The organism is Rubripirellula obstinata (assembly GCF_001642955.1).
In the GTDB taxonomy this organism is placed as follows: Bacteria; Planctomycetota; Planctomycetia; order Pirellulales; family Pirellulaceae; genus Rubripirellula; species Rubripirellula obstinata.
Window position 1 is genome coordinate 1 of the sequence record NZ_LWSK01000150.1, and the last position, 12054, is coordinate 12054.

Here is a 12054-nt window from a genome sequence, read left to right on the forward strand (position 1 = left end):
GAGTTTCGGCTACGAGGGGGACGCCGAAAGTCTACGCGACTTCCGCTACCTCCTAACCGAAGATTGAGCTGACATGGACTACTAGTCCCGGCGGGACGAAAGCTCGGTGCCGGGTGCGAAGCACCCGGTAACAATGCATGAAACAACCCTCTGAGCCTCGATCGATCGGCGGCAAAGCCGCCGATCGATCGAGGCTCAGACAATCAAGGGGCGGCATGATCCGGGTGCTACGCACCCGGCAAAGGGCTTTCACCGCTCCGCGGCTAAATAAGCTGGTTTTGCGTAGCATCTATCACGTTTCTTAGCCGGACGTTCTCGATAGCCAAGCGGCTGAGCATGCCGGAAAAAGCGATGATCTGTGCGAGAAGTGTCGCGATTCAGCAAGGCAAGTTTCAGGGTGCCTAAGGAACGAGCGGGAAATTAGTGTCGCCTTTCGCTCCGCGAAAGTAGCGAATCCGCTGCTTTCGCGGAGCGAAAGGCGACTATAAAAAGTCGCACGTTCCTAAGCCTGTTTTAATCAACCACGTTTCTACTGAATCGGTTTCTTAACGCCATTGTCTAAGATAAACGGCGGTTCAACTTGTTCGCCTGACGCCGGCTTGAACTCTCGCACCCAAATGTTGCGAAAGCGAACCGGATGGTTATGGTCCTGTAATTTAATCGGGCCGGTTTCGCCGTGGGCGTTGTACTCGGGCGGACGCGTGTACGGTGTGTCGCCTTAAAATTCAAAGTGATTCAAGATCAGCACGCCGTTGTGAACCGCGGTGATGTACGCAGGCGATTGAAGATTCCCTGACTGTTCGAATCGAGGTGCCGTCCAAAAAATATCGTACACGTTCCACTGACCCGGCGGACGCGTGACGTTGACGGCGGGCGGTGTTTGTTTGTAGATCGCTCCAGCTTGTCCGTCGTGATAGGTCTCGCTTTTGTACGAATCAAGCACTTGGATTTCGTAAAGGCCCATTAGGAAAATACCGCTGTTGCCGCGATGTTGTCCCTTTCCAACCGCAGGCGTTGGTGCTGACCATTCAATGTGCAGTTGGCAATTGCCAAAGCTCTGTTTCGACTCAATGGTCCCCTTTCCAACAACCATCGCACCGTCCTGGACGCTCCATCGATTGGCGTTTTTCCAAGCCGAAGTATTGGTGCCATTAAACAGCACGACTGCGTCTGATGAAGATGCCCCAGCGGTTTCGCCGGGGACAACAACGACGGGCGGTTCCCAATCGATTCCGTTTAAATATTCGCCTGCGTCCAAACGGTGGTTAGCAACGAAGCTAATCGATGCTGCAAAAACGAATACCAAAAGAAGTTTCACCTTGAACCTTAACGTTTCGAAGGAGCAATAGTTGAACGGAAGATCGCCGATGTTGGATCCCGCTCATCGACCGGCGACTGCCATTGATTCCTGCAGTCCGAAAGCAAACAAGACTTCGCGTAGCTGATCCGCCTGGGATTCGTCTAGCGGCGTCATTGGTAAACGCAATTGCCCACTGTCACGTCCGACCATTTGCATCGCTGCTTTGATTGGAATCGGGTTGGTCGCTAACCCCAACATGCTGCTGCACAACTTGTACATGCGATGATGAATTTGCTGTGCAGTTGCAAAGTCACCCGCCAGCGCCGCGTTGACCATTTCAAGCATCGGACCGGGGGCGACGTTGCCGACCACTGAAATCACACCCTCGGCACCCACACTTATCATCGGCAGCGTCAGTGAATCGTCGCCGGACAGGACCGTCAAATCGGTGCTGCCCAAGATCGCCGAGCATTGATCAAGTTTGCCGGTCGCTTCTTTGACCATCGCGATGCCGGGCACATCCGAAAGTCGCTGAATCGTTTCAACGTCGATCTCTTTGGCGGTTCGTCCAGGAATGTTGTAAACGCAAACGGGAATATCAACGTGTTCGGCGATCGCTTTGAAGTGCTGGAACAGGCCCTCTTGCGTCGGTTTGTTGTAATAAGGTGCCACTTGCAGCGTAGCGTCGATGCCTTCGTCGGCGGCACGCTTGGTTAAGCGAAGTGCTTCGGCGGTGCTGTTGCTGCCCGTGCCCGCCATCACTTTCACGCGGCCCGCGACACATTGGACGACTTCGGTGATCAAACGATCGTGCTCGTCATGCGACAAGGTCGGTGATTCACCCGTCGTTCCGGCCGGAACAATGCAAGTGGTTCCCGCATCGATTTGGAATTCGATCTGTTCGCGAAGACGGTCGTAATCGACTTGGTCGCCGGAAAATGGCGTCGTGATTGCGACGGACAGCCCAGCGTACTGAGCACCTTTTCTCGCGCCCTGTGGTGGTGAGGCTTGGGGATCAGCCATGAAAAAAAGACCTGATTTGAAATGGAAATTGCGGTTTCGCCCTGGAGTTTAGGCGAAAACCGGAAAGATGACGATAGGCAGACTGCTAGCAAAACAGGGTTCTCCTCTTTCGTCTCCAGCAGGGATTTTGATACCTGAGGAACTGCCCTGAAACAACTTTATGAGATTGGATTCGACTAAATCCCACCCCGAACGCGTAAGCGAGGGATTTTCGCGTCAAACAAATCCCTCGCTTACGCGTTCGGGTTGGGAAATCGCGAAGTTGTTTCGGGACAATTCCCAAGACACCGATGGGGGCAACGACACACGAACCAGCGATCCCGTTCGCCCCTGATTTCCGCCAGCCCGCGAATTCACCGCAGTGCCAACCCGTTTAACGCGATATGTCGTTCTGGAGATCCTAAAGATCTTCGTCGTTTCGCTGATTGCGCTGACGCTGCTTTTTCTGCTGATCGGTGTCGGGCGTGACCTGATGCGACGCGGACTTGGGCCAGTTGCTGTGCTGCAACTATTGCCGTTCGTGCTGCCGATTTCGCTGAAATTCGCTTTCCCTGCGACCGCGTTGTTCTCGGTTTGCTGCGTGTACGGCCGCATGGCTGCCGACGGCGAAGTGGCGACCGTCAAAGCGTCGGGTATTTCGCCGCTGAAGCTTTTGCAGCCAGCGTTGGTGTTCGCCGCATTGCTCAGCCCCTTCGCTGTCTTCGTTTCTGACTTGGCAGTTTCCTGGGGCCGGCCCGGCGTCAATCGCGTCGTGCTGATGTCGATCGAAGACATCGCCTACCGAGTCTTGAAATCAGATCACTCGTACACATCCGATCACGGCTTTTCGATCCACGTCCGCGACGTGGTCGGGCGAACATTGATCCAGCCCACCGTCACGATGCACAACGCCGGACGCGGCGGGCCGATGAAGTTGACCGCACGCGAGGGCGAACTTGGCCTCGATCCCGAAACGCAAATGCTGCGATTGAAAGTCCTTGATTACCAACTGGATGCCGGATCGTCCTTGAAAAGTATCATGCCGGGTGAAGAGGTGATCAAAATCCCGCTGGCCGGAGCGCTGACCCAGAAAGACGTCAGCGAACAAAGCCCAAGCGAGCTTCCGCTGCGCTTGATCAGCAGCGAACGGATTCGACAAGATACTCGCACCGACGCAACCGCCGGCCGGCTTGCGACTCACACAGGTTTCTCGATCATGACCTCGCGATTTGAGGACATCGCGGGTTCAACCGGGCGTCAAGTGGAACAGCAACTCGACGCCAGCAAGCACCGCCTGGTCAAACTGCATACCGAACCATGGCGTCGTTGGGCCTGGGGCTTTAGCTGTTTCTTTTTTGTCATGGTCGGTGCACCGCTGGCTATGATTGCCAAGACGAGCGATTACTGGACAACATTCGGCCTCTGTTTTCTCCCAACGCTCTTGGTTTACTATCCACTGTTTATTCTCGGGCTCGAACAAGCCAAAGACGGCAACGTTCCGCCGTATGGTGTGTGGCTTGGCAATGCCATGCTATGCGTGATTGGCGTTTGCCTGATCGCTCGAGTCCGCCGTTATTGATCGAGCAAAACTGGCGGCGACGCTTGTTCAGGAATGGTGCCGAAATAACTTCAGGAGACTGGATTCTACGAAATCCCAACCCGAATGCGTAAGCGAGGGATTTCCAGGTCAAGCATGATCCCTCGCTTACGCGTTTTGAATTTGCGGTTTGTACTTTCTTCCGGGCCGAAGGCCCAGCGATTTACCTAGCCCAGCCCAACGGGCTGGGTGATAGGTGAAAGATTCGTTAGGGCCGAAGGTCCGGCCGTTTGTATTCCTAGTCGCTACTCGCGTTCAAACTGCCGGGCCGTTGGCCCTACAATTTCCGGTGTTTACTCAAACCCAGCCCGTTGGGCTGGGCTAGGCAAACAGACGGGACTTCGCCCCTAAGGAATTGTCCCGAAATAACATCCCGGTTCGCGCTGGACGTAGGTCCGGTTCCCACCGGACGATCCGCCTGGAAACGTCCGGTAGGAACCGGACCTACGGAAGTTAATTCAGGACAGTTCCTAAATCAAAAAGCGCAGCTTCAAAACTTACGCGTTCGGGTTGGGATTTCGGAACGCTGTTTCGGGACAGTTTCTAAAACTGCAAGCACTTTACTGCGTGTGAACCACGCACGTACAAACGACGCCCAACCATCGCTGGAAAAGAATACAATGTTTGATTCTCAGGGAACACTCGCATACGCGAAATCAGTTCTTTTTCACCGTCTGACGCAAACAGCAACAGCTCACCTTTGCCGATCACCAGCAATCGATCGGGCGACGCCAACAGACTGGCGTAATCGCCGATTGCTTTGTCACGCAACCGCCATTTTTCTTTTAGGCTTGCCGCGTCCAGGCAATACAAAAATGTCTTAACGCAGAACACGTTTGATCCGACCACGATGGGCGTGGTCATGTCAGTTCTCAGTTTCTGTGAATCGATCGCCGGCGGATCGATCGCGATGCCGGACGAATCGAAACGATAGAGGCGGATACCATTGTTTTCAGTCGCCACCATCAATTGGTTGCTTCCGTCGGCTCCGGGAATGACCAAGGGGGTGGGGACATTGAAATCGCCGTCAACTTTTGGCTCGATCGTCCATAATCGTTGCCCCGTTTTTAAATCCCAGCCGCCCAACGTGGTTTGGTCATGGCCGACAACCTGCTTGACGCCTCTGAAATTTCCCGCGATCAAGGAACCGTACCCCAGCGGCCGACCGGGTGACTTCCAGATGACTTCACCGTTGATCGGATTCAGCGCCAACAAGGACGCGTCAGGATTACCGGTCGCAACAATCAACTTTTGATCGACCATCAGAGGCGAGCCGCAATAACCCCAGGGCAATTCATCCGGGACCGGAAATTCATCGCGAAAGTTGCGTTCCCAGACCACCTGACCATCGGCGAGTCGCAGACAAAGCAGATGTCCGTGAGCCCCACGACAATACACATACTGGCCGACGATCAGCGGCGTCGCACGCGGTGAATTGCCATAGTCGAGCGAATCGATCGCCAACCGTTGAACCTCCCAAATCGGCTCTCCCGAATCCGCATCCAAACAGCGAAAGACGTCGTGAAAATCGTCATCATCGCGGTCGCCAAAGACAACGTACTTGCTCGTTGCCGCGATCCCGCCCAGCCCCGCGTGAGTGAGCGATTGTTCCCAAAGGACATTGGGCTGATCAGGAAACTGTTGCGGCAACCAAGCGACACGACCGTTACGGTTTGGCCCCAGCCAGCCGTCCCATGCCGCGTCAGGGGTTACCTTTGCAGAAGCATTCGCTGGAAGTTTACTGGCTACTTTTTTTTTGCAGTCACGACCGGCGTTTCAACGGGCAAGAAACCCGCCAGCGATTCCAGAGCGGTTAGCAATTCAGGATCCAGCGCTGCATTTCCAAACGCGCCACGCAGTTTCGTTTGGGTGGCAACGTCAACCGAGTCAGCGATGAAGACGGTGATGAAAGGAACCGGTTCGGTTTTCCCCACCACTCGCAGATCACCTTTCTTGATCGTTCCGCAGCCTTCCAACAAGGGTTGTGCGTAACTGGAAATGACCGCTGCTGTTTTAGATTCTGGCCCCAGGTCGATCACCTTGCATGCGCCGTCGCTACACGCTTCGTCGATCGATCGGCGAACCAAAGGAATCATCACGCCTGCATCCTGCAATAACTCGATCGCGGCATTGTGCTTTTCTTCGGCTTCGGAAGGACCGAAAATAATGGTGTAGTCTGCCAAGTCAGCAACGCTTTGGGCGGGGTCTTTTTGGTTGACAACGATCATGCCGTATTGATCGGTGCCACCTTGCTGATCGCTTAAGCGGCTGATCGGTGTCAACGAAATTTTTGCCGAAGCCGCATCGGCAACCACAACAGAACGTTTGCCAATGACGATATCAGCTTTGCCGTCATTTTTTGATATTGCGCTCGACAAGGAACCATGGAAGGTCACCATCACTGGCCGACCCAATGTCGATTCCAGATACTTGGCCAACACCGTGTAATCGCGTTGCGCGTAGCCTTCCACGCAAGGGCACGAAAGAGGAGCCGCCAGCGGATCCATCACCACCAACGAAAGAGCCGAATTGGACTCGGCCGCCTGCGCAGTTTGCAGAGCGTCACCAATGATCAACAAACTGGCGATCGTCAGTGATAAACGTGCCAAGCCACTTTGTATTCCCAAGCTACTTTGTGTTCCCAAGCTACTTTGTATTCTTCGACGCGTCCGGATCATTTCGCATCCTCCAATTCATTTTTGCTCGGCTGATCGGCAACCGGGGCGTTTACCTTCGCTTCATCGGCCTTTGTATCGTCTTTCTGCGAATCAACCATTGCTTCGTTGGTGACTATCAAATCATCTTCTTGCTCCGGTTCAGTCACTGGTTTTTCGTCTTGCTTCGGCTCCATCACCTTGATGTGGTTACGAGTAAGATCGAGCATGTAGATTTTTTCGCTCACCGGCGAAACGGCGATCGAAACGTTTTTGCATCCCGGCACCAATTCGACATCTCCGACAAAGCTGACCAATTCGCCACTGGGATCGAATTTCTTGATGCGGCCGATACTGGCCTCGGCGGTGTACACAAACCCTTCCTGGTCAAAACAGAGATTCATTGGATTGCAGCAGCTTGCAAAGCCATCGACACCAGCCCGATCCGATTTGCCCCAATGGTTAATTTCTTTGCCATCGACATCGAAATGAACGACGCGGTCACGTGAGTTTTCGGCAACGAAAAGTCCATTGTCAGAACATTGAACATCCATTTGCCCGCAACAGCCACGGAGGTCGGAAACAACGACTTCGGCGTCGTCGAAATCCAGATTCATTTTCCAGACATCGTATCCGTAGCCTTCAATTGCTCGCGTGGTTACGAAAACAAATTCACCTCTGGAACTGATCGAAGAGACACGCATTTTCGAGCGAATCATCGATTCAACCTTTTGTTCGATTTCCGATTCACTAATTTCTGGTTCACTCTTTTCTTCTTCACCGTCCTCTGCGTCTTCCGCTGCCTTCGCTTTCTTTTCCGCTTCGGCTTCCAGATCCGCAGCTTGCTTTTGATAACGTTCCAACAACGCTGGCAACACTTTTAGCATTCGCTCCTCTGACTCATTCAGCTCTTTGTCTTCTTGACGCTCTTTTAACTTCTCCATCATTTCCTCGAATGATCGCAGCCGAGACTTTGCCATTGGAAGCGTCATGCGTGATCGGCGTCTACTTTTGATCGAAGCGACAGCCGCCTCGCGAAGTTCATTGGTGCTGGAACGCAATCGGGCCGCATGCGGTGATTCGGTTTCGACGACCAGGTCTCCGGTTGCAGTAAAGCGAAACAGCTTGCCCTCGCCACCGACCAACACCGAATCATCGTCAGAAACTCCAACCGATTCCGGCTTCACATCCACTGCCCAAGAGTGAAGAATTTCACCCTCATCATTACTGACTCGAACTTCCCCTGGTCCGGTCCCACAAACCGCAACAATGTGGCCTTCATGATTCAAACAAAAAGCGTTGATCTTTTGGTCGCTCGCGTCATCGGCGTCATCGATTTCGATGACCCCAGATTGTTGATGAGTGAACCGATCAGCCAGATCACTGTCACTCACCTCCGCTGCCGAAGAATGGGAAAACACCTGAGTGATCAGGAAACAAAGAATCGTACAAGGAACAAGACGCATCGTGACCGATCTCCAGGGGGTGAATTCGACCTTGAAAGTATATCAAAAATAATCCTCGTGTACGAAAAAGGATTGCTACGGTTGCTGCTGGATGATGGGATTTGGCTTGGAAACGGTTTGAAAACGACCTCGGAGGTTGCTGGCGACCTGCCCGTAGCTGATCCCGCCAGGGTTCAGTCGAGTTTGATCCGATCGTGGACTGAACCCTGGCGGGATCAGCTACGTTTAAAACTGTCTCTCAGTTTCCTGTTGAAAACCCGGCTAATCGGCTTCCGGCACATTTGCTGAAGTTGTTACATTGCAAATTCAAAGCAATTTCCGCTCAACACATTCACCTCAAGTCCGACAATTCTATGAAGTCCGCAAAAGTCGAAGCCGCAATCAACAAGCAAATCAACGAAGAGCTAACCTCTGCCTACACGTATTTGGCGATGGCTGGCGTCGCCGACCGCCTCGGTTTGCCGGGTTTTTGCAACTGGTTCAAAATGCAGTTCCAAGAAGAGCTGGTCCATGCGGACAAGTTTTTTCAATTTTTGCTGGAACGAGACGGCGAAGTGAAGCTGATGGCGCTCCCTCAACCGGAAGTCAAGAACCAGACACCACTGGGTTTGTTTGAAGACGCACTTGCTCACGAACAACACATTTCGGATTGCATTTTTAAGTTGAAGGATTTGGCGAGAGCCGAATCAGATCATGCCACCGACGTTTTCCTGGAATGGTTTGTGTCGGAACAAGTCGAAGAGGAAGCCAGTACTCGCGGCGTGATCGACCAGTTAAAGATGGTGGAAGGCAACAAAAACGGTCTGTTCATGATCGATCGCGAACTCGCCGGACGTCAACACGACGCAGACGAATAAAGCGATCGCTCGAACGAAGCTCACCAATCGCCCACGCGGCGATTCGGGATCAGTGATTCGGTATCGGGCACTCTGCTCTATGGGCAAAACGATGGAGGGGCAAAACGATGGTGCGCTGCCTGCTGGTAAAGTCCGCATGATGGCTGCGCACCATCGTTTTGCCCCTCCATCGTTTTGCCCAGAAAACTTGCCAACTAAAACCGGTCGCTCTCTTTTGATTGCTAGCCACCAAGGGCACAAAAGCCACAAAGAAGAACAGGAGTTTCAAGCGGGAGAAACGCTGCGCGTCTGGGAACGAGGCGGTAAATTAAGAGTGGCTTGGGTGTAAGAAGAGTCTCGTGTGAGAAAGTTGGGCTGACAGGAATTGAACCTGCGACCCCATGCCCCCAAATGGGCTTTTTCCCAAATCGCGTTTTTTGCGTCGTTATACCGTGTTGAAAACGCAAGATACCAACGTTTCGAGCGTGACGCGAACTGACGCACGGGATAACGCTGAGACACGCGAAATAGTGGTAATTGGGATCGCCGGTGGCGCGCAAAACGGAAATTTCCCAATCCGCTGTTCAACGCCAAGTCGCAGGTCGCTTCAGTTCGTAGCCATCCTCTTTGGTGACGGTGTCCGGAAGCTGCGATCGGCGTAGCTCCGACTCATTGATCCGTTTGGTACCATCGCATTGCAGTTTCAGTTCATGCGAGTGGCGACCCGGTGGGAATCTTGCGAAGATCGCTTTGTCGGGCCAGTTTGATTTGACGGCTTGAACTGGCGGAATCAAATCACTGTCCGCAGTGACAAGCACCGCTGCGTCGTATGCGTTGTTGACAGCGCCGCAGAGAACCTGAGTCGCCGGAGCGACGTCTGACTTCTTTTCCTCCGCCTTGTCCCAAGTGTGCCCGCACTTGAAGCACGAAACCGGATTGCGTTGAAAATTGCCAAATATGGTGGAAACATTGGTGTGGCATTCCAAAGCTTCCAAGTAATTGGTTTGCCGCTTCCGTTTCAATGAATCGGTTACAATCGCGGTGAAGTAGTAGACTGAGGCGAGTGATTGGCCAGGCATCAAAAATTGCTCGCCTAGCCTCCAAAGATCCAGCCACAGAAACCGCTCTAATCCGCTGTCTTTCAACCCGAAGTAAAGGTTAAAACCATCAATAAAAACCGCTACTTTCGGGTATTTATGAGATTTTTCGCAGGTAGTCTGCGATTGACTTGAGGAATTCACGATGTATTATCCGGTCAGCCGCGTGGAAGCGCGGTCGAACCACCTCAACGATAGCATCGTTGGGCCAACGCCCGGCCAGTCCGGGCGTTCTTTATGCGCCGATCGAAAGTTTCGCTACTGGGATCGCGTTAGGGAAGATGTGAGGGTAGATTTAGTTGGCTTCAATTCGATCGAAGGAAAAGTGAACAAGTGCCAGCAATGGCCTTGCGAGACTCATGGTTTCGGCCATTAGCAATCGCACTAATTTGAGCTTGTCATCATCGCCGCCGCTTCTGCATCAGTTGCGAAACAATCCAAGCCCAGTCTGCCGATACTGCCATTCGGCTTGATCGGTCTCGTGAACTCGCCGGACGTCAACACGACCCGGACGAATTGCCCACGCGGCGATTCGGGATCAGTGATTCGGGATCAGGCATTCTGCTTTATGGGCAAAACGATGGAGGTGCAAAACGATGGTGCGCTGCTTGCTGGCAAAATTCACACGATGGCTGCGCACCATCGTTTTGCCCCTCCATCGTTTTGCCCAAAAAACTTGCCGACTAAAACCGGTCGCTCTCTTTTGATTGCTAGCCACAAAGGGCACAGAAGCCACAAAGAAGAGCAGGAGTTTTAAGCGGGAGAAACGCCGCACGTCTGGGAACGAGGCGGTAACCCGAGAGTGGTTTTGGGTGTAAGAAGCGTCTCGTGTGAGAAAGTCGGGCTGACAGGAGTTGAACCTGCGACCTCTTGACCCCCAGTCAAGCGCGCTACCAACTGCGCTACAGCCCGTTTCGACTTGTGATTCTTGTGGAATCGCTGGCCGACTATTGCAAATGCTAAACAACTCTTCTGGAGTTCGCTAGGTCTCATTGACCACCCTTTGCAAAGTGGGCAAATTCCAGCTTGTTTGCCGTTTGCATTTTATTGATTTTATTCCGAATCTGTCGCTGAAAATTTCCATGAACTTTGCTGACCAGTTGGCTGCTGCTACCCAATCCACCGGCTCGGTTGCTTGCGTTGGGTTGGACCCGCGGAAAGCGAGCTTGCCCAAAAAAATCATCCCCGTCAGTGATTCGCCGGACGCATGGGCGGCTGCTTATACGTTGTTTTGCCGCGAAATCATTGACGTTGTGGCCGGAAAGGTGGCTTGCGTGAAGCCTCAATCTGCGTTTTTTGAACAGCTTGGGCCCGCCGGATGCGTGTCGCTGGGCGAAGTGATTTCGTACGCTCGGCTGAAAAACGTGTTGGTGATCGTTGACGGAAAACGCAATGATATCGGCAGCACCGCGACCGCCTACGCCGACGCCTATCTGGGACAACAGAGTCCTTGGGGTGGCGATTCGCTGACGGTCAGTCCCTACTTGGGCCGCGACAGCCTGGAACCGTTTGTGGAAGTTTGCGACCAGCGTGATGCCGGAATTTTTGTGTTGGTGAAGACTTCCAATCCCGGTGGTGGGCTGTTTCAGGATCGAACGACCGATGGCCAAACGGTTTACCAATCGGTGGCAGAACTCGTGCGCGAAATGAATGAAGGCAGAGTCGGCAAGTGTGGCTACGGTCCCGTGGGTGCGGTGGTCGGTGCAACCTATCCGCAGCAGCTTGCCGAAATGCGTGCGGCGATGCCGACAAGCTGGATTCTAATCCCCGGCTTTGGCGCCCAGGGCGGCGGAGCGGATGACGTCAAAGCTGGTTTCGATGACCAGCGACTTGGTGCGGTGGTCAACAGTTCGCGTCATATCATCTTTGCCCACCGCCGCGCAGAGTACGCCGATTCAATGGGCGAAGATCGTTGGCAGGACGCCGTTGAAGCGGCGACGATTGAAATGAATCAGCAGTTGTCTTGGTGACGCTGTGACGCAGTGGATCGTTAAACCGCGTGGCATCGCCTGGGCTGACGAAAATGTTTGCGTGGAGGGAAACTGGACGACTTTGGGGGTTTGTGGCTGACCGGCCTCGGTGTTGATTGCAAATTGCAAAAT

General features: G+C 53.4%; 9 protein-coding genes, 1 tRNA gene and 1 pseudogene. 4 read left to right on the plus strand and 7 right to left on the minus strand.

All coding sequences use genetic code 11. The features are described 5' to 3' along the window. Nucleotides 1-529 precede the first annotated feature (529 nt). Together RC85_RS22705 and dapA are read right to left on the minus strand one after the other, a co-directional pair. Nucleotides 530-1318, minus strand: a pseudogene (locus RC85_RS22705) (3-keto-disaccharide hydrolase). 63 nt (nt 1319-1381) lie between these two features. After that, the gene (gene dapA, locus RC85_RS22710) at nt 1382-2323 is read right to left on the minus strand and encodes a 4-hydroxy-tetrahydrodipicolinate synthase (RefSeq protein ID WP_068267034.1); all 942 of its coding nucleotides are present in this window, start codon (nt 2321-2323) and stop codon (nt 1382-1384) included. 361 nt (nt 2324-2684) lie between these two features. On the opposite strand from dapA, the gene RC85_RS22715 reads away from it, so the two are divergent. Continuing rightward, nucleotides 2685-3881 carry an LptF/LptG family permease gene (locus RC85_RS22715; RefSeq protein ID WP_068267035.1) on the plus strand — a complete coding sequence of 399 codons (1197 nt, stop codon included), beginning with the start codon at nt 2685-2687 and terminating at the stop codon, nt 3879-3881. A 561-nt stretch (nt 3882-4442) separates the two neighbouring features. Here RC85_RS22715 and RC85_RS22720 read toward each other — a convergent pair. From RC85_RS22720 to RC85_RS22730, 3 genes are all read right to left on the minus strand, one after another. After that, complete coding sequence (locus tag RC85_RS22720) at nt 4443-5549, minus strand: outer membrane protein assembly factor BamB family protein (protein WP_068267036.1); 1107 nt, start codon at nt 5547-5549, stop codon at nt 4443-4445. 95 nt (nt 5550-5644) lie between these two features. Beyond that, nucleotides 5645-6508, minus strand: a complete 864-nt coding sequence (locus tag RC85_RS22725) for a PhnD/SsuA/transferrin family substrate-binding protein (RefSeq protein ID WP_068267037.1) — start codon at nt 6506-6508, stop codon at nt 5645-5647. Between the two features lie 65 nt (nt 6509-6573). Then, nucleotides 6574-8019, minus strand: a complete 1446-nt coding sequence (locus RC85_RS22730) for an NHL repeat-containing protein (RefSeq protein ID WP_068267038.1) — start codon at nt 8017-8019, stop codon at nt 6574-6576. A 353-nt stretch (nt 8020-8372) separates the two neighbouring features. Between RC85_RS22730 and RC85_RS22740 the strand changes: the two genes are divergently transcribed. Continuing rightward, nucleotides 8373-8876: a ferritin gene (locus RC85_RS22740; RefSeq protein WP_068267044.1), complete on the plus strand. Its 504-nt coding sequence runs from the start codon at nt 8373-8375 to the stop codon at nt 8874-8876. A gap of 91 nt (nt 8877-8967) precedes the next feature. Next, nucleotides 8968-9204 (plus strand): hypothetical protein, encoded by a 237-nt coding sequence (locus RC85_RS22745; RefSeq protein ID WP_149752709.1) that lies wholly within the window; start codon nt 8968-8970, stop codon nt 9202-9204. 235 nt (nt 9205-9439) lie between these two features. Here RC85_RS22745 and RC85_RS22750 read toward each other — a convergent pair whose 3' ends face one another. Beyond that, nucleotides 9440-10096 carry an NYN domain-containing protein gene (locus tag RC85_RS22750; RefSeq protein WP_068267041.1) on the minus strand — a complete coding sequence of 219 codons (657 nt, stop codon included), beginning with the start codon at nt 10094-10096 and terminating at the stop codon, nt 9440-9442. A gap of 695 nt (nt 10097-10791) precedes the next feature. Next, a tRNA-Pro gene (locus RC85_RS22765) sits at nt 10792-10864 on the minus strand. A 170-nt stretch (nt 10865-11034) separates the two neighbouring features. Between RC85_RS22765 and pyrF the strand changes: the two genes are divergently transcribed. Further along, a complete protein-coding gene (pyrF, locus tag RC85_RS22770; protein ID WP_068267045.1) occupies nt 11035-11922 on the plus strand; it encodes an orotidine-5'-phosphate decarboxylase in 888 nt (295 codons plus the stop codon). The last annotated feature ends 132 nt before the right edge of the window (nt 11923-12054 follow it).